A 17,309-nucleotide genomic window follows, 5' to 3' on the forward strand; every position below is an offset into this window, starting at 1 on the left:
TCGCAGGCTTTCTCAATGGGAAGCCGAGGAGTGGGTCGTTTCCCTGTGCCCCAGCAAAGGGGTCTTTGCGCCTCGATCGCGATGAGGCGCTCGGGTACCTGGGCTACGGCGACCAGGAACTCGATTGCGAGCTTGCTGCCCGCTTCGACGCGATAGCGAAAGAGTGCGAGGAGACGCTTTCGCCCGCCTACTCGTGGGCGGCGTTCGCCATCGAGCGCAATGTGCCTGATGGAGAAGGCGCGGGGGTGTATCTTTCGGGGGCGCCCGCCCGCCTTGCCGGTGTGAGCATGGCGGCGCATATGGAAGGTGCTGCTGGCGTGGTGCTGCTTTCCTGTACGGCGGGAATGGCATCCGAGCGCGCGCTCGCCCGCTATCAGGCGACGAGCCCGACTGAGGCGCTCTTCTACAGCGCCTGCGCTTCGGCACTCGTGGAGGCATGCGCGAACCGCGTTGAAGCTCGGGTGGTTGAAAAAGCGAGCGAGGCGGGGCTTCGCACCAACTGGCGCTTCAGCCCAGGTTATGGCGATGCTCCGCTCTCGATGCAGCCTGCCCTGCTGCGGGCGCTCGGCGCACCGGGCCGCTTGGCGGTGAGCTGCACCGATAGTTTTCTGCTCGTGCCGTCGAAGAGCATCACGGCGGCAATCGGGCTTTTCGAGCCTGGGACGCGCGCGGCAGGCGTGAGGCGAAGCTGCGCTACGTGCTCGCTCGGACAGGTGTGCACGATACGAAAGCAAGGGAGAACATGCCATGGCTAGCGATTTGAGCGGCCTTACCATCAAAGACGAACACTTAAGGCGTGCGCTCGAGGGGCAGGAGTACCTGCTCGTCGACGGCGCCATGGGAACGCAGATGCAGGAGCGGGGCCTCGATGCGCTCGAAGCCGTCCCCGAGCTGCTCTGCAAGACGCATGCGCACGATATCGCGGCGATCCATACAGCTTATATCGCGGCGGGCGCCGAGGTTATCACGACCAACACGTTCAGCGCGAACCGTCTGAAGCTCGGCGACAAGATGAGCGTCGAGGAGGCGTATCAGCTGGCGGCCGATTGCGCGCGAGCCGCCGGTGCGCCCTACATTGCGGGCGACATCGGCCCGACGGGCTCGCTGCTCGAGCCGATGGGCACGCTTTCCTTCGACGAGGCGTACGGCATCTTCGCCGAACAGGTGCGCGCAGCCGTCGCCGCGGGATGCGACATCATCCTCATCGAGACGATGGCCGATCTGCGCGAGGCGAAGGCAGCCCTGCTCGCGGCGCGCGAGAACTCGACGCTGCCGGTGTTCGTCACGATGACGTTCGGGGAAGACGGCCGAACGTTTCTTGGCACTACGCCCGAGATCGCGGCGGAGGTCTTAAGCTCGCTCGGCGCGCAGGCGGTCGGCTTTAACTGCTCGCTCGGTCCGGCCGAGCTTGTCGGTGCCGCGCACGCCATGGCGTCTCGTGTGCGCTGCCCGCTCATGGCGCAGCCCAATGCCGGCCTGCCCCATATGCAAAACGGCGAGACCGTCTTCGACGTCGGCCCCGAGGAGTTCGCGCGCGCAATGGGCCCTCTGCTCGATGCTGGCGCGAGCATCGTCGGTGGCTGCTGCGGGACGAGCCCGCGTTCGATTGAGCTGCTCTCAAAAGAGCTCGCCCGCCGCGAAAAGCCGACGCCGCGTGCCTTCAAGCCTGCCTGCGTTCTTACGAGCGCCCAGGAAGCGGTTGTGCTTGAAAAGGGAAAACACGCTGTTGCCGTCATCGGTGAGCGTATCAACCCCACGGGCAAGAAGAAGCTTAAAGCCGCGCTTCGCTCGGGCGATCTGGACTACGTCATCGGCGAAGCGGTCACGCAGAGAAACTCAGGCGCCGATGTGCTCGACGTGAACGTTGGCCTTCCCGAGCTCGATGAGCCTGCCATGCTCTCCGCCGTCGTCGAAAAGCTCTCGGCCACGGTGACGCTGCCGCTCGTCATCGACTCGAGCAACCCTGACGCCATCGAGCGCGTGGTCCGCAGCTACGCAGGAAAGCCGCTGATCAATTCCGTAAACGGCAAGCGCGAGAGCCTCGACGCCGTGTTGCCGCTCGCCAAGAAGTACGGCTGTGCGGTCATCGGGCTCGCTCTTGACGAGTCGGGTATCCCGCCTACAGCCGAGGGCCGTTTTGCCGTTGCCGAGAAGATCGTCGCCGAAGCCGAGCGCATCGGCATCCCCCGCGAGGACATCGTAATCGACTGCCTCGTCATGGCAGTCGCCACAAATCAGAGCGAAGCGATGGAAATCGTGAAGGCAGTATCGCTTGTCAAAGAGCGCCTCGGGGTGCGCACGGTGCTCGGCGTGTCCAACGTGAGCTTCGGCATCCCGCAGCGCGCGCTCCTGAACAGCACGTTTCTAGCGGCTGCTCTCGGCTGCGGGCTCGACTTCCCAATCCTTAACCCCTCTTCGGCGCGCTATATGGACACGGTGCACGCCTTCCGCGTCTTAAACATGCAGGACGCGGGCGCGGTGCGCTACATCGAGGACTACGCGAACGCGCCCGACCCCTACACGGCGCCCGTAGGCACGGCGGCGGCGCAGGCGGGAACCCTTCCGCAGCCGCAGCCCGCGAAGCCAACCGACGCCGCTTGCCCGATCGCTATACCGGAGTCGCTCGCGCATGCATCGGGCGAGATCGAGCAGGTTGTCAATCTCATCATGTCAGGCCGTAAGGGCCCTATGGGAGAAATGACCGAGAAGCTTCTTGCGTCCTGCGATGCGCTCGACGTCGTGAACGGGGCATTCATCCCCGCACTCGATGTCGTTGGCAAGAAATTCGATGCAGGCGAGTTCTTTTTGCCCCAGCTCATGGCATCGGCTGAGGCCGTGAAGGCAGGCTTCGACGTCGTGCGCGAGCATATGGGCGAATCAGGTACCGCCATCGACGACGGGCGCGCGATTGTCGTCGCGACCGTGAAGGGTGACATCCACGACATTGGCAAGAACATCGTGAAGATGCTGCTTGAGAATTACGGGTACCGTGTCATTGACCTGGGGCGCGACGTTGATCCGAGCGAGATTTTGCGCGTCGTGCGCGAGCAGAACGTCCGCCTCGTCGGCCTATCTGCCCTCATGACGACGACCGTGAAGGCGATGGAGGAGACGATCGAGCTGCTGCATTGCGAAGTGCCGGGGTGCTCGGTGTTCGTCGGCGGTGCCGTGCTCACGCCCGAATACGCCGCGCAGATCCACGCCGACCACTACAGCAAGGACGCGGCCGATTCGGCGCGCTATGCGGAAGAGTATTTCGCGAGCATCGGCTTGTAAGAGGCGCTGCTGCGTCGTGCAATGCGAAGGAGCCTTCCCTTTCTCGTGCTTGGGAAAAGGAAGGCTCCTTTAGTTTTGAGGCAATATTACTTCGGCGAACGTTCGTCTTGCACAGCGGGAAACCCCAGCTAGAGCGTGACCTCGATCATCTCGCCCGCCTTCGCGTTCTTTGGCACAGGGACCTCGAAGTAGCTCTCCGTGAGGGCAATTCCCTCTTCCTCGACGATGGCGAGCTCGCGTGTGCCCTTGCGGGCCTCGCGCTCCTTGTCGCGCAGCAGGTCTCCCAAATCGCGCAGCCGCTGGGCGCGGTCAGCCTTCACGCCGGGAGGTACTTGGTCGATGCGCGCCGCAGCAGGCGTTCCCTCGCGCTTCGAGTACGGGAACACATGAATCTTCGAGAACCGGCAGGTACGGGCGACGCGGAGCGTGTCCTCGAACTCCGCTTCCGTCTCGCCGGGGAAGCCGCAGATGATATCGGTCGACAGAGACAGCTCGGGAACGCGATTGTACAGGTTAGCGACGATGGCCTCGAAATGCTCGGCGCTGTAGGGACGATGCATCTCGCGCAGCACCTTCGAGTTGCCCGATTGCAGGGGAAGGTGAAGATGTCGGCAGACGCGTCCGCCTGCCGTTGCGAGCACCTCGACCAGATCGTCGTGCACGTCGCGCGGCTCGACGCTCGAAACGCGGAAGCGCACGGGGCATTCCTCTTCTTCGTGCAGGTCGGCCGTCTCTTCGAGGAGCATCCGCAGAAGGTCGGCGAGCCCTGCCGCCTCTCCCGTCTCCTCGTCACGCCAACGGTAGGAGCCGAGGTTTATCCCGGTAAGGACGATTTCTTTCACGCCGGCGCCCGCAAGCGCGCGGCATTGGCGCACGACCTCGCAAGGATCCACGCTGGTCGCCTTCCCACGTGCAACGTGCACGACGCAGTAGGTGCAGGCATTGTTGCAGCCGTCCTGGACCTTCACGCCCACACGGGTACGATAGCCCTCTCCAACGGGAAGCGCGGGCCCGTGCGCCGCGGCGTCGAGTCCCCAAGCGCCGGCATCGATTGAGGATGCAAGCTCGGCTTTCCCCATGACGCGCACGCGAGGGTCCATTGCAAGGAAGGTGTCCTTGTCGATGGCGGCGGCGCATCCGGTGACGACGACGGTCGCGCGGCCGTTCGCGCGCAGCGCTCCTCGCACGGCCTTGCGAGTCTTCTTCTCGGCCTCGCCCGTAACCGTGCACGTGTTCACCACGATGAGGTCGGCGTCGGTCGCGTCGCAGCTTGTCGCGCCGTGGGCATCGAGGGAAGACGCGAAGGCGTCCGACTCGACGCGGTTGACCTTGCAGCCGAGGTTGACGACGGCATACTTCATCGAGTGCCTCCAAGCTTTCCCAGCTCATACAAGGTAAGGGCAGGGGCTACGACGCCCGCCGTCTCCGTGCGGAGAATAGATGCGCCCAAGCTGACAAGCGAAGCGCGAGGGTTCGCGTCCAGAAAGAAACCAACCTCGCGCTCAGTGAGCCCACCTTCAGGCCCGACCACGACGGCGATGCGCGCATCGCCGCGGGCGCAGGTGCACTCCGAAAGCCCCCGCTCGATCGCTTGCGCAAGCGAAGCAGTTTGGGGAGCCTCCTCCCAACAGATGAGCACGGCGGTCGCCTCTGCAAGCTCGGACGCTGCCTCCTTCGCGCTCCGGGGCTCGAGCACCTCGGGGATGCGCGGCTGGCCCGACTGCATCGCGGCGCTCTTCGCGATGGAGCACCATCGGTCAAGGCGGGTCCTCGTTTTCTTCGCGTCGAGCTTCACGATGGAGCGCTCGCAGATCAGGGGCATGAATGCCGCCACTCCGAGCTCGGTTGCATGGCGGATGACCGAATCCATCTTCTCGCCCTTGGCAAGCCCTTGCACGAGCATCACGAGCGGGCCGTCGTCGGTCGCGTCCTCGTGGCGCGTGATGCGCACGAGGGGGAAATCATCGTCAAAGGATGCAATCTCGCATTCGAAGTAATCCTGAGCCGCGTCGACGACCGCGATATGCTCGCCCGGGGCCAAGCGCAAAACCTTGGCGTGCTTGGCGTCATCGCGCGCGAACCGCAAGGGGAAGACCTCTTGCGGCTCGTCGGCGATGACCTGTTCCTCAAGGAAGAAACGTGGCAGTGACATGGGTGTTTGCAACCTTACCCTTCAGATGCGCTAGTTGAAGGCGTCGCGCAGCTTTTGCAGCGGGCTTCGAGGCGCTGCGACCTCTTCGCCCATCTCGTCTGCGAGCTTCTCGAGCAGTTCGCGCTGCTTCTTCGTGATCTTCTCGGGAATGACGACGTTCACATGGACGTACATGTTCCCGCGGATGTCGCTCTTCAGGCGCGGCATGCCGAAGCCCTTCACGCGAACGACCTGCTCGTTTTGGCAACCCGCGGGGATGCGGACCTGCACCTTCTCGTCGGGCATGATGCCGTCGATCTCGATTTCGGCACCGAGGATCGCCTGAATGAAGGACACGTTCGCACGCCCATGCAAGTCGTCGCCGTCACGTTCGAAGAACTCGTGCGGCTGGACGCGGCAGGTGACGATGAGATCGCCCGCCTGCGCTCCCTGGATGCCCGCTTCGCCGAAGCCGCCCACGCGCAGCTGCTGGCCGTCGCGGATACCCGCAGGCACCTTCACCGTGACGCGCTGGCGATCGGGGACGCGGCCCTGACCTTCGCATTCGGGGCAGGGGTTCTCGATCGACGAGCCAGTGCCGTTGCACTTCTTGCAGGTTGTGGCCGTCTGCATGTCGCCCAAAAACGTGCGCTGAACGCTGACGACGCGCCCCTTGCCGCCGCATTCGGGGCAGGTGACGACCTTGCCGTTCTCGCCGAGGCCCGTCCCCTTGCAGTCGGGGCACGGTGCGAGGCGATCGTAGACGATTTCCTTCTCGACGCCGCGTGCGACCTCTTCGAGCGTGATACGCAGGCCGACGCCCATGTCGCGGCCTTCCTTGCGCGCGGGCCGCCCGCCCTGGCCGCCTTGTCCGCCGAAGAACGACGAGAAGATGTCGCCCATGCCGCCGAAGCCGCCGCCGAACAGGTCGTCGAAGTCGACGTATCCCGATCCCCCGCCGTATCCGCCGCCCGCGGCGCCGGGAATGGTGCCGAAGCGGTCGTATTGCGCGCGCTTGTTGGGGTCGGAGAGGACATCGTATGCCTCGTTGAGTTCCTTGAACTGGTCCTCAGCGTCGGCAGCTTTGTTCACGTCGGGGTGCAGCTCGCGCGCACGGCGACGAAACGCTTTCTTGATCTCGGCGTCGGACGCGTCCTTCGACACGCCGAGAATCTCATACAGGTCCTTGGCCATCTCTTGCCTTTCTCAACTACTCTCGTCAGCGGCTCGTCAAAGCCGCACAGTTCACTACGATTCACCAAGCGCCGCGCTTGCTGCGCGCACGGCTTGGATAACCTTCGAATAATCCATTCGCGTCGGTCCGATGACGGCGACGACACCTTCCGCCTCTCCGCGCCCGTAGCGGCTCGCCACGACGGACACTCCCGAGAGGCCCTCGGTCTTGTTCTCCTTCCCGATCTGCACGGAGAGGTCCTCATCGGTGCTCGTCAGGTCGTCGAGGATATGCAGAAGCACCGTGTCATCCTCGAGCACCTGCACAAGTGGCAGCACCGCGTCGGTATGCGAGAACTCGGGCTGCGCGAGAAGCGCGCTCATACCGAGCTGGTGAGTGCGCCCCGTCTGCCCTTCCTGGATGCAGGAGAGCACCTCGTCGAGCACTGCGCGCACGAGCGGATCGGAGAAGGCGCGCTTCATGCCAAACGACAGGCCGCGTTCCACGTCGGAGAGCGATTTCCCGCAAAGTGCCTTGCTGAGCAGGACTTGGATGCGCGAAAGCTCGTCGCTGCCGACGGGGATGGTGAAGTCCATTTGGCGGTTGAAGACGTTGCCGTCTTCGGTCACGACAACACAGATAGCGCGAAACGCCGTAAGGCTCACGAGCGTGATCTGCTTGATGCGCGTCTCAAGGACCGTCGGCGCGAGGACGATCGAGAGGCAATCGGTAAGCCTTGCAAGCGCGCTCGAGGTTTGCTCGAGGAGCGAATCGAGTTCCGAGGCGCTTTTGCGCAGGTCCTCGGCGACCGCTCGGTAGCGCTCCTCGTCAGGAAGCGAATCATTTGCCAGCAAATCGTCCACGAAGGTGCGATACCCGAAATCGGTCGGGATGCGACCCGCGGAAGTATGGGGCTGCGCGATATAGCCTTCGTCTTCGAGGATCGAAAGCTCGTTTCGGACGGTGGCAGGGCTCACGCCGAGCTTGTAGCGCTCGGTGAGTGTTCGAGACCCGACGGGCAAAGCGCGCGCCACGTATTCCTCGATGAGCGCCGCGAGAACGCGCTGCCTTCTATCTGAGAGCATGACTTCACCCCTTTCATCTCGATGTCTGCCATGCCAAAGAGCCATTCTAGCAGCCGATGCCTTCGAGTGCTAAAGAATTTGGCAAGGTGCGCCATATCTTGATAGATGCATCACAGGACTCGTGTGCGCAGAGGCTTATGCGAGGTCGAAAAGCGCGCCGTAGAGCTCGTTTCCGAGAAGCCATCCCCGCTCGGTCGGGCGCAAGCGGCCCTCGCTCCAAGCTGCAAGGCCCTCCTCGACAAGCTCGCCGATTGTCTCGTCGAGGCGCGGGAGCATGAGCCTGGCCTCGGCAATCTTCTCCTCGGAGACGCCGCGCGTCATGCGCATGCCGAGCATAAGGTCCTCGGCGACCATCTGCGCGGCGTTCAAATCGTCAGTTACCGAACCGTCGGTCACGCGCATCCGCCGCTCGCTGTTCTGCGTCATGGTCGCCGCCGAAGTGCCGATTCCCAAATACGGCACGCCCGTCCAGTAGGCGATGTTGTGGCGGCATGCGAAGCCCGGCTTCGCGTAGCTTGCAACCTCGTATCGCTCGAAGCCCGCGGCGGTAAGAAGCGATTGCGCGATTTCCATCTGCTCAGCCTCAACGTCGTCGTCGGGCTCGGGCATCTCACCTGAGAGCATCATGCGGTCGAAAGGAGTATGCGGTTCGATGGTGAGCGGGTAGACGCTCACGTGAGAGACTCCGAGCTCGATAACGCGAGAGACGCTTTGCTCGAAGGATTCCGCGCTCTGCCCAGGGATTCCGCACATAAGATCGCAGCTCACGTTGGCGAATCGCTCATGTGCCGCCTCGATAGCGCGGCAGGCAGCCTGCGCGTCGTGGGCGCGCCCGATGGTTTCAAGCACCGTGTCATCGAAGCTCTGCACGCCAATGGAGAGCCTGTTCACCCCAAGAGCCCAGATGTCGCGGACCATGTTCGGAGTGAGGCTTTCGGGGTTCGCCTCCATCGAGCATTCCACGTCGGGCTCGAGGCGCATCGACGTCGAGAGTGTGTAGAGCAGCATGGACAGCCGCGACATCCCGATATGGCTCGGGGTGCCCCCGCCCAGATACACCGACTCGACCGCTGCAAGCTCGCCTTCCTTCGACTTGCGGCGGATCGCAAGGCAGAGGTCTTCCACGTAGGAGTCGATGCGAGGGTCGTCCGCCGCAACGGCCAACGTGGTGAAATCGCAGTACGCGCAGCGCTTCACGCAGAAAGGCAGGTGCAGATAGAGAGCGCGGTAGGGATCGTGCGGCATCAGTTGGCCTCCTTGTTCAGGGCAGCGCCCGAGGCAGGCTCGTGCGCGCTTTCGTGCGCTGCTGCGAAGGCGAGCAGCTCGTCGAACACCTTGTCGAAATCTTCCGGCGTGACGCAGGCGTTGATCTTCCCGCGCGCGGTCGCAGCTCCGGGAAGGCCCGCCATGTACCACATCGCGTGCTTGCGCATCCGAACGATGTTGCGCCCCTCCCGCTCGGCGAGCAGGTGGGCGTGGCGGCGCGCCATGGCAAGACGCTCGGCAGTGTTGGGCCGCACGGGTTCTTCCTCGCCCGCGAGTGCAGCTTTCACCTGGGCGAATACCCAGGGGTTGCCTTCGGCCCCGCGTCCGATCATGATCGCGTCGCAGCTCGTCTTCTCGCGCAGGGCGACCGCATCGGTGCCGCAGCGCACGTCCCCGTTCCCCACGACGGGGATGGCGACGCCGCGCTTGACCTTCGCGATGACGTCCCAGTCGGCGCTCCCGCGGTAGAGCTGCTCGGAGAAGCGCCCGTGCACAGTGACGGCGCACGCCCCCGCGTCTTCCATTCGGCGGGCGAACTCGGGGGCCGTCTCCTCCCCCATCTTAAAACCGCGGCGGAACTTCACCGTGACGGGATGTTTCACGGCGCCGCGCACCGCCGACACGATGGATGCGGCGAGCGCAGGGTCGCACATGAGCGCCGAGCCGTCGCCTTTCGTCACGATTTTGCGCGCGGGGCAGCCCATGTTGATGTCGAGGTACGCGAGTGAGTCGCCCATCGTCTGCTCGATCCACGCGGCCTGCTCGGCCATGACGGCGGGCTCGTGCCCGAACAGCTGCACGGCCACGAGGTCCTCCCCCGGAGCGAGGCGCAGCAGGTGGCGCGTCTTCTCGTTTGCGAAAGAAAGGCCCTTCGCTGAAACCATCTCGGTATATGCAAGCGAGGCTCCCTGCTCGCGGCAAAGCGCGCGGAACGCCTCGTCGGTCACTCCCGCCATCGGCGCGAGGAGCAGCCGATGCTCGGCGAAGAAATCATGCATCATGCGAATCTCTCAAAACGTCGTTGCTATTAAGCGCTCGCAAGCGTGCCGAGCGTAAGGGCGCCCATGACGAAGAGCGCCACGACGAGAATCAAGGCGACAACTCCCACGATGAGGCATCCGGCTACGGGGAAAGCCCCCTTCGCATTCATGCGCTCGCGCTCGGCAGCCGCTTTCTTCTCGTCGAAGGGGTCGTCTAACCAGTTGTAGGATTCTTTATCTCTTCTCGACATGGTTAATCGTCAACCTTAAGGATCGCCATGAACGCCTCTTGCGGGACCTCCACGTTACCGATGGCCTTCATACGCTTCTTGCCCTGCTTCTGCTTCTCGAGCAGCTTGCGCTTGCGCGAGATGTCGCCGCCGTAGCATTTCGCGAGAACGTCCTTGCGCTTCGCCTTCACCGTCTCGCGAGCGAGCACGCGTCCGCCGATGGCTGCCTGAATGGGCACCTCGAACATCTGGCGCGGGATGATTTCCTTCAGCTTTTCGGTGAGCACGCGCCCGCGGTCGTAGGCCTTGTCCTTGTGGACGATGAACGACAGCGCGTCGATCGGCTTACCGGAGAGCAGGATGTCGAGCTTCACGAGCTGCGAGGGCTTGTAGCCGGCGAAGTCGTAGTCGAGCGACGCGTAGCCCTTCGTGTTCGATTTCAGCTTGTCGAAGTAGTCCATGATGAGCTCGGAGAGGGGGATCTCCCAAAGCATCTCGACAGTGTTCTGCGAGAGGTAGTTCATCGTGACGAACGTGCCGCGGCGTGCTACAGTGAGGTCCATGACGGCGCCGACGTAATCGGGCGGAATGAGGATCTTCGCCTTAAGATAAGGTTCCTCAATATGCTCGATCTCGCCGGGGTCGGGCATTTCCTGCGGTGAATGCAGGCTCATCATTTCCCCGCCCTGCTTGAAGACGTGGTATTCCACCGAGGGCGCGGTCGCGAGCAAATCGAGGTTGAACTCGCGCTCGAGGCGCTCCTTCACGACCTCCATGTGCAAAAGCCCCAAAAAGCCGACGCGGAAGCCGAAGCCGAGCGCGTGGGACTTTTCGGGTTCCCACAATAGCGCGGGATCGTTGAGCGAGAGTTTCTCGAGGGCCTCCTTCAGGGGCTCGTATTGGTCAGACTCGATGGGGAACAGGCCCGTGTAGACCATAGGCTTGGCCTCGCGATAGCCGGGCAGCGGGTTGTCGACGCCGCCTTCCGCAAGCGTGATCGTGTCGCCGACCTTCACGTGGACAAGATCCTTAAGCCCCGTGACCAGGTAGCCAACCTCGCCGACGCCAAGCTCGGGCAGCGGCTCCTCGACGGGATGGCGCGCGCCCACCTCCTCGGCCAGGATGTCCTTGCCCGACGCCATGAGGCGCAGGCGCTGGCCTTTCCTCATGGAGCCGTCAACAATGCGGACAAGTGCCACGACGCCGCGGTACGGGTCGAAGTAGCTGTCGAAGATGAGCGCGCGCAGCGGGGCGTTCGCGTCGCCTTTTGGCGCGGGGATGTTGTAGACCACGGCTTCAAGCAGGTCGTGCACGCCGACGCCCGTCTTTCCCGAAGCGAGCACCGCGTCGTCTGCGGGGATCGCAAGCGCGTCCTCTATTTCAGCGCGAACGCGCTCGGGGTCGGCCGAGGGCAGGTCGATCTTGTTGATAAGCGGGATGATCTCGAGGTTCGCGTTCATCGCCATCATGGCGTTCGCGACCGTCTGCGCCTCAACGCCCTGGGTCGCGTCGACCACGAGCACCGCGCCCTCGCATGCAGCCAAAGAGCGGCTTACCTCGTAGGTGAAGTCGACGTGGCCGGGGGTGTCGATAAGGTTGAACTGGTATTCCTCGCCGTCGTCGGCCTGGTAGCTCACGCGCACGGCCTGGCTTTTGATCGTGATGCCACGCTCGCGCTCGATGTCCATCGTGTCGAGGAGCTGGGCTTGCATGTCGCGCTCGGCGATGGTGCCCGTCATCTCGAGGATGCGGTCAGAAAGCGTCGATTTCCCGTGGTCGATATGGGCGATGATGGAGAAGTTCCTGATATGCGAGGGGTCGGTCATGACGATCGATAGGTCCTTATCTCTTGCAGTATTTGTGTTCAATGTATACGTTTGCACCTGAAAATGGCGCAATTCACTAAAAACTACGTGCAATTGGCGCAAGCGTTTGCTATTCTATCGCATTGCGTATCCAGCAAGCGTTCGCATGATGATATTCATCGGCGAATCCGCAGACACGGCTGCAACAGGGAAAGCGCTTGTGCTGGACGGCCGATTGGCCTGCGAGACAGAGAAATCCTGACTGTTTCCTATGCGAGACGCGCATCTTTGCGGTTTCTTCGTCTCGCGTGTCAATCTTGCCTTCCAACACTTTTCCAGCAACGTGTCGTGCTGCGTGCGCGGACTATCAGTTGTTTTAGGAAAGGAACGAACATGGCAAACATCAAGAGCCAGAAGAAGCGCAACATCACCAACGAGAAGGCGCATCAGCGCAACAAGGCTTGCAAGTCCGAGCTGAAGACCGCAGTTCGCCGCGTGCGCGAGGCTGTTGCCGCCGGCAACGGTGCCGAGGCTTACGCTGCCGCTCTCGCTGCGAGCCGCCTGCTCGACAAGGCTGCCTCCAAGGGCATCATCCACAAGAACCAGGCTGCTAACCGCAAGTCCGGCGTCATGCAGCTCGCCAACACCATCGTGACCGACGCCGATCGCGCCGCTTACGTGAAGCCGGAGCCGAAGAAGCAGGAGGCCACGGGCAACAAGAAGGCTGCCAAGAAGGCCGAGCGCAAGGCCGCCCTCGCTGCCGCTTCCGCCGAGAAGGCCAAGCGTCGCGAGAAGCAGCTCAAGGAAGAAGCTGCTGCTAAGGCTCGCAAGGCCAAGGAAGCCGAAGAGGCCGCCAAGGCCGAGGCTGCTGAGGCCGAGGAAGCTGCCGAATAAGCAAATCGCTTAACGTGACTTTCGAAGGACCCTGAGTTCGCAAGAATTCAGGGTCCTTTTTATTTGGGAATCGAGGTGATACGGGAGTCGAGTAGTTTGCCCTTGGTCGTGGACGGCGGGACTATCTTCCTTCGCAGACGGAAGTGACCCAGTCCATGAATGCTGCTTCAGGATCGGCGCCGCTTTTCATGGCGCGCTCGGCATCGCGCGCGGTGATGATCGCGCGGCGAAGCTCGTCTCGTGAGAATCGGCGCGCAAGGGTGCTGTGCCCCTTCACCTGCCATGCCTGCTTCGGGCGGGCCTTGGGGTTCGCAATTTTCGCGTATTCAGTCAGCGCTGAAGCAAGCGCATTGGGGTTGCCCCGCTCTGCCAGGACTTTCGCGCACATGATTTCGCGCAGCCGGGTAGTACACATCGCAATGAGCGCATGGGGCGAGGTCGACTCCATCTTCGCGCGATAGATGAGACACTTCTTAAGGTCGCGCGCAGCAAAGGCATCGACGAACTCCCAAGGAGTTGCCTCAGTCGTGCGGCTTACAAGCGAGCGCACCTCATGCTCGGAAACAGGGTCGTTCCCCCGATGCGCAAGGGCAATCTTCGCAATCTCACTGTCGAGATGCACCGTGTTCTCGCCTACTAGCTCGACCAGGGCATTTGCAGCCCCTTCGGTGAACGTCGTCCCGTGCGAGACGGCCATCGACCGAACGGTGTGGGGCAGCTCCTTCTTCTTCAGTGGGATGCACTCGATGACGGCGCTCTTCCCCACTGCAGCGACAGCCTTGTACAGGCGCGTGTTCTTCGCGAGCTTCTCTGCCTCAAGGGCAAGTACAGTTTGGTCACTTGGGGAATCGAGGTAGGCGACAATCTCTTCCGAATCTGCCTTCTTCAGCTTGTCGACATCGCGCACGTAGACCAGCCGCTTCTCGCTTGCGAAAGGCATGGTGTTGCAGGCCGATACGATATCGGCCCCCAGCGCCGTCTCGCCGTCGAAGGTGTCGGAGTTGAAAGAGAGATCGCCGTATTGCGCGAGGCGCTCGCGGAGCCGCCTTAGCACGGTTGAGCGCTTGAGCGCGTCCTCCCCTACGATGAGATAGGCGGGAATGAGTGGTTTTTGCTTTGCTGTTTGCGTCATGCAGCCATTCTATCCCAGGGCGGTAACGCGGATGCTATCGTTTGAGAATTCGCATGAAACGTCTCCCATCTCATCGGTGCGGAAGACGTGCGACCCAACGTTGTCGAGAAGAGAAAGCGTCTGCGCAGCAGGATGCCCGTATCGATTGCCCTCCCCTACGCTGACGAGCGATACCTCGGGGCGAATTATGTTGACGACGCTCTCGGTGAGTGCCGCCTTCGAACCGTGGTGACCGACTTTGTAGATATCGATGTCCCCCAACGTTCCCTCATCGATCATCTCTTTCAGTTGTTCGGATTCGGCGTCGCCGCAGAACAATGCCGTCCACGTGCCCCCACTCGTCGCAAGAGAGGCTAGCAAGCAGAGGCTGTCGGCATTGCCTCCTTCGTCGTTGAACTTGTGCGGCCAGATCACCTTCAGGGAAAACTCCCCGCAGGTAACGGTATCCCCAACAGCAAGGGGCTTAACATTAGCACTCCCCACGACCGACGACGCACTCTTGATGAGGCTTTCGCACGACTCGCAGTCGCACGTGACGGCATCGTGCGCCACGAGCACGCTATCGATTGCCACGACACCGTCAAGCGCCTGCAGCGACCCGCAGTGGTCATCGTCGGCGTGGCTTATGACCACTGCGTCTAGGTGGAAGACCCCCTGCCTCGCAAGTGCTTCCTTGAGGAGTGCGTCGTGGTTTCCCGTGTCGATGAGGATTGCCGACCCTTTGCTTCGCAAGAGGAACGCGTCCCCCTGCGCGACGTCGAGCATAACGATCTCGCTTGGCCTGAGAAGAGGAACAACGACAACGAACGCGATGGCGCACGCGCAGGCTGCTGACCCCATTGCGAAGATTGTCGAGCCCGTGAGCTGGGGCCATAAGAGCCAGAGCAGAAGCGGCCCCGCGATTGAGAGCGCAAGCCCCCACGACACGGAAAGCGATACCGGCACGCAAGCAAAGGGAATCTCCGCGAAGATCGTTATCGCTTGAGCAAGCAAGAAAGCAGCTCCGTTCGCGAAGGGTAGCGCGAGCGGCACAACGACGGGAGCTGCTAAGGAGGCAACGGAACCTACAAGGCTCACGGTGAGCGCAAGCGTGAAGAGCGGTGCGACGACAAGGTTCGCAACAGGGGAAACGAGCGGCAACTGCGAGAAGAGCGCCGCGGAAAACGGTGTCGTTCCCACCATGGCGGCCAACGTGAGCGCTAGGGGCTCGGCTATCCGCCGCACGATGGAGACGGCTGACAGCCATGATGAGATGAGCGGCATGAGCGCGATGATCCCTAGCGTCGACATCGCTGAAAGGAAAAACGATATCGACACACTCGATTGCGGGGAGATGGCAATGATCACGACAATGCACGCGCCAAGCGCCGAGAGCGTCGCTCGACGTCGGCGTGCGAGGAACGACGTCATGCCGACGACAGCCATTGCCGCAGCTCGGAGTGCGGATATGGGCATTCCCGTCAGTACCAGATAAATCGAAAGCACAGCAAGCTGTATCGCAAGGGAGAACCTTCTCGGCGTTCGAACGACCTGAAGCACGGATGCGATCATCCCGCACATGATGGAGAGGTGGGCCCCGGAAACTGCGACGAGATGGGCCACACCCACGGTCTTGCATGCTGCGTACAGATCGCTCTCTCGCAGCTGCTCCCGATATCCGCAGACGAGCGCCTGGCAGAGCGCACCAGCGTCCTCCTGTCCATCGAACAGCGCAATCGCCGATTTCCGCACGTTTGCGAGAATGCCCCCGACGGAGCGCGAATCGTCCAGTCGTTTAATCGTCCCGGGCGACGACACGGCATCGATGCCTTGAAGATAGAACCGCTCGGCAGAGGCCTCCCTCGGCTGAGAAAGCGCACACGTCGCGCTGAACGAGTCGCCGTAGAATATGCCGCTTTCCCCTTTTGGCAGGGTGACATTTACTGTATGCTCTTCCCCGCTCGATTGGGATCTGGCCACTGCGCGCACCGTGGCATTGAAATCGCCTTGCCTCGCGTCTTCTGCGGCGGTGAAGCACCATTCCTGGACAGGAGAAACTATGGCCTGGTCAGACTTCGTTTCGTAGGCAAGCGTGGCAGAGAAGCCGAGCGCGAACCCGATTGCAAGCCCAAAAGCGAGAACGAAAAGCGTCGGTGGTGCGCCCCGCATGAGAGCGAAAACCGCAAGGGCAAAAACGACGCATGCAGCGGCGATGAGAGGAACTAAAAACTCCCGCGCGCAGTGAAAGCCCAGGGTATAGCTTCCCGCGCAAGCGCCCCATAACGCAAGCGCAAGGTTCGTAAGCGGTGGCATCGAGGGACGCTTTGCGGAGCCTTGGGGGCATGACTCATCAAGGGCGTCGCTCGAATGCTGGCCGAGAACGCTCGCCCTCATCGTGAGGCGGTGAGCAGCCTCCTTAACGAATCGCCACCTCTCGTTATCCAACGGTGATACACCCCTCGAGCTGGGTAAACTTCTTGTCCCCAATTCCCGAGACGCGTTTTAGGTCCTCGATGGTTTTGAAGGGGCCGTTCGCCTCGCGATCGGCGACGATCTTAGCGGCGGTCGACGCACCGATGCCGGGCAGCGTGTCGAGCGTTGCTGCATCGGCGGTGTTGATGTTGACCTTCCCCGCCGCCGTGCCAGGTGAAGCCGCGGTTGAGGGCGTGTCGTCCGAACCGCCCTCGGTTTGAATGGTGGGAACGATGATCTGTTCACCGTCAGTCAAGACGCGCGCAAGGTTCACCGCGTCATGCCTCGCGTCTTCAGTAAATCCCCCAGCCGCTTGGATAGCGTCGTACACCCGCGAACCCTCGGAAAGCTCGAACAACCCTGGGGCGGCAACCGCTCCTTCAACGTGTACGAATATCGTCTTCTCGACAACAGGCGCATCAGAGGACGCATCTTCGATAGGTTCCGAAGTGCTTGTCTGCGCTTTCGAGATTGAGAACGCGCTACCAGGCAGCAGTGCATGGGCAAGCTGCGAGCCTGCAATACAGAGTATCGCTACTGCTAGCGAAACAATCCCGATAACTACTGCAGGTTTCGGCTTGCGCTTGCTCGGCGCAGAAAAAGGTATTTTGTCGCGGCGCTTCATCGCTCCCCTTTCGATTGAGTAAGGGAGTATAGCGATGAAGCCTGGCGATTACCTGCCCAAATGCTTCCCGAATCGCGTTACCTTATCCGCGCATTTTAGGCAGGAATGCAACGCCAAAGAAGCAAAACCTCTGCTGAAACTCGCTCGAAATGCTGCAAACCCTGCCAGATTCCTTGCAGAAACCTGGCAGGGTTTGCAGTTAGTCTCCGTCGTTCTCCGTCATAAGGTCGTGCAAAGATTTCTTGCGCGGCTTATAGGCA

The 17,309-nt window shown here is 62.1% G+C and carries 15 protein-coding genes; 4 read left to right on the forward strand and 11 right to left on the reverse strand.

Features of this window, described 5'->3' with window-relative positions:
* Window positions 1–65: 65 nt before the first annotated feature.
* Window positions 66–755: a vitamin B12 dependent methionine synthase gene (locus Q0G18_RS01720; protein WP_297148942.1), complete on the forward strand. Its 690-nt coding sequence runs from the start codon at window positions 66–68 to the stop codon at window positions 753–755.
* Window positions 748–3,276, forward strand: coding sequence for a homocysteine S-methyltransferase family protein (locus Q0G18_RS01725; protein WP_297148944.1), 2,529 nt, complete (start codon window positions 748–750; stop codon window positions 3,274–3,276). Before Q0G18_RS01720 ends, Q0G18_RS01725 begins: the two co-directional genes overlap by 8 nt.
* Window positions 3,277–3,404: 128 nt before the next feature.
* Here the strand turns inward: Q0G18_RS01725 and Q0G18_RS01730 are convergent, their stop codons facing one another.
* From Q0G18_RS01730 to lepA, 8 genes are all read right to left on the reverse strand, one after another.
* Window positions 3,405–4,637 carry a MiaB/RimO family radical SAM methylthiotransferase gene (locus tag Q0G18_RS01730; RefSeq protein WP_297148946.1) on the reverse strand — a complete coding sequence of 411 codons (1,233 nt, stop codon included), beginning with the start codon at window positions 4,635–4,637 and terminating at the stop codon, window positions 3,405–3,407.
* Window positions 4,634–5,428 carry an RsmE family RNA methyltransferase gene (locus Q0G18_RS01735; protein WP_297148948.1) on the reverse strand — a complete coding sequence of 265 codons (795 nt, stop codon included), beginning with the start codon at window positions 5,426–5,428 and terminating at the stop codon, window positions 4,634–4,636. The genes Q0G18_RS01730 and Q0G18_RS01735 overlap by 4 nt, the downstream gene beginning before the upstream one ends.
* Before the next feature lie 30 nt (window positions 5,429–5,458).
* Window positions 5,459–6,601: a molecular chaperone DnaJ gene (gene dnaJ, locus Q0G18_RS01740; protein WP_297148949.1), complete on the reverse strand. Its 1,143-nt coding sequence runs from the start codon at window positions 6,599–6,601 to the stop codon at window positions 5,459–5,461.
* A gap of 54 nt (window positions 6,602–6,655) precedes the next feature.
* A complete protein-coding gene (gene hrcA, locus Q0G18_RS01745) occupies window positions 6,656–7,666 on the reverse strand; it encodes a heat-inducible transcriptional repressor HrcA (protein WP_297148951.1) in 1,011 nt (336 codons plus the stop codon).
* Between the two features lie 135 nt (window positions 7,667–7,801).
* The gene (hemW, locus tag Q0G18_RS01750) at window positions 7,802–8,911 is read right to left on the reverse strand and encodes a radical SAM family heme chaperone HemW (RefSeq protein ID WP_297148953.1); all 1,110 of its coding nucleotides are present in this window, start codon (window positions 8,909–8,911) and stop codon (window positions 7,802–7,804) included.
* A complete protein-coding gene (gene dusB, locus Q0G18_RS01755) occupies window positions 8,911–9,930 on the reverse strand; it encodes a tRNA dihydrouridine synthase DusB (protein WP_297148969.1) in 1,020 nt (339 codons plus the stop codon). Before dusB ends, hemW begins: the two co-directional genes overlap by 1 nt.
* A gap of 29 nt (window positions 9,931–9,959) precedes the next feature.
* Entirely contained in the window at window positions 9,960–10,163 is a 204-nt protein-coding gene (locus Q0G18_RS01760; protein WP_297148955.1) for a hypothetical protein, read from the reverse strand.
* 2 nt (window positions 10,164–10,165) lie between these two features.
* Window positions 10,166–11,968 (reverse strand): translation elongation factor 4, encoded by a 1,803-nt coding sequence (gene lepA, locus Q0G18_RS01765; RefSeq protein ID WP_297148956.1) that lies wholly within the window; start codon window positions 11,966–11,968, stop codon window positions 10,166–10,168.
* Window positions 11,969–12,340: 372 nt separating this feature from the next.
* On the opposite strand from lepA, the gene rpsT reads away from it, so the two are divergent.
* Window positions 12,341–12,841 carry a 30S ribosomal protein S20 gene (rpsT, locus tag Q0G18_RS01770; protein WP_158048512.1) on the forward strand — a complete coding sequence of 167 codons (501 nt, stop codon included), beginning with the start codon at window positions 12,341–12,343 and terminating at the stop codon, window positions 12,839–12,841.
* A 121-nt stretch (window positions 12,842–12,962) separates the two neighbouring features.
* On the opposite strand, the gene holA is transcribed toward rpsT, so the two are convergent.
* The 3 genes from holA to Q0G18_RS01785 all read right to left on the reverse strand — a co-directional run bounded on the left by holA (window position 12,963) and on the right by Q0G18_RS01785 (window position 17,049).
* Window positions 12,963–13,973: a DNA polymerase III subunit delta gene (holA, locus tag Q0G18_RS01775; protein ID WP_297148957.1), complete on the reverse strand. Its 1,011-nt coding sequence runs from the start codon at window positions 13,971–13,973 to the stop codon at window positions 12,963–12,965.
* A 9-nt stretch (window positions 13,974–13,982) separates the two neighbouring features.
* Window positions 13,983–16,265, reverse strand: coding sequence for a DNA internalization-related competence protein ComEC/Rec2 (locus tag Q0G18_RS01780; protein ID WP_297148960.1), 2,283 nt, complete (start codon window positions 16,263–16,265; stop codon window positions 13,983–13,985).
* Between the two features lie 124 nt (window positions 16,266–16,389).
* On the reverse strand, window positions 16,390–17,049 hold the full coding sequence (locus Q0G18_RS01785) for a ComEA family DNA-binding protein (protein ID WP_297148961.1): 660 nt from the start codon (window positions 17,047–17,049) through the stop codon (window positions 16,390–16,392).
* Between the two features lie 34 nt (window positions 17,050–17,083).
* On the opposite strand from Q0G18_RS01785, the gene Q0G18_RS01790 reads away from it, so the two are divergent.
* A partial coding sequence (locus tag Q0G18_RS01790; RefSeq protein ID WP_297148963.1) for a hypothetical protein occupies window positions 17,084–17,309 on the forward strand: 226 nt, incomplete at its 3' end.

Origin of the sequence: uncultured Ellagibacter sp. (assembly GCF_934636505.1) — a bacterium.
GTDB lineage: Bacteria > Actinomycetota > Coriobacteriia > Coriobacteriales > Eggerthellaceae > Ellagibacter.

What these genes read in the sequence shown, in the direction of transcription:
- Q0G18_RS01725 (WP_297148944.1), top strand. Translation starts at nt 748, where the DNA reads ATGGCTAGCGATTTGAGCGGCCTTACCATCAAAGACGAACACTTAAGG.
- Q0G18_RS01730 (WP_297148946.1), bottom strand. Translation starts at nt 4,637, where the DNA reads ATGAAGTATGCCGTCGTCAACCTCGGCTGCAAGGTCAACCGCGTCGAG.
- Q0G18_RS01735 (WP_297148948.1), bottom strand. Translation starts at nt 5,428, where the DNA reads ATGTCACTGCCACGTTTCTTCCTTGAGGAACAGGTCATCGCCGACGAG.
- dnaJ (WP_297148949.1), bottom strand. Translation starts at nt 6,601, where the DNA reads ATGGCCAAGGACCTGTATGAGATTCTCGGCGTGTCGAAGGACGCGTCC.
- hrcA (WP_297148951.1), bottom strand. Translation starts at nt 7,666, where the DNA reads ATGCTCTCAGATAGAAGGCAGCGCGTTCTCGCGGCGCTCATCGAGGAA.
- hemW (WP_297148953.1), bottom strand. Translation starts at nt 8,911, where the DNA reads ATGCCGCACGATCCCTACCGCGCTCTCTATCTGCACCTGCCTTTCTGC.
- dusB (WP_297148969.1), bottom strand. Translation starts at nt 9,930, where the DNA reads ATGCATGATTTCTTCGCCGAGCATCGGCTGCTCCTCGCGCCGATGGCG.
- Q0G18_RS01760 (WP_297148955.1), bottom strand. Translation starts at nt 10,163, where the DNA reads ATGTCGAGAAGAGATAAAGAATCCTACAACTGGTTAGACGACCCCTTC.
- lepA (WP_297148956.1), bottom strand. Translation starts at nt 11,968, where the DNA reads ATGACCGACCCCTCGCATATCAGGAACTTCTCCATCATCGCCCATATC.
- rpsT (WP_158048512.1), top strand. Translation starts at nt 12,341, where the DNA reads ATGGCAAACATCAAGAGCCAGAAGAAGCGCAACATCACCAACGAGAAG.
- holA (WP_297148957.1), bottom strand. Translation starts at nt 13,973, where the DNA reads ATGACGCAAACAGCAAAGCAAAAACCACTCATTCCCGCCTATCTCATC.
- Q0G18_RS01780 (WP_297148960.1), bottom strand. Translation starts at nt 16,265, where the DNA reads ATGCCACCGCTTACGAACCTTGCGCTTGCGTTATGGGGCGCTTGCGCG.
- Q0G18_RS01785 (WP_297148961.1), bottom strand. Translation starts at nt 17,049, where the DNA reads ATGAAGCGCCGCGACAAAATACCTTTTTCTGCGCCGAGCAAGCGCAAG.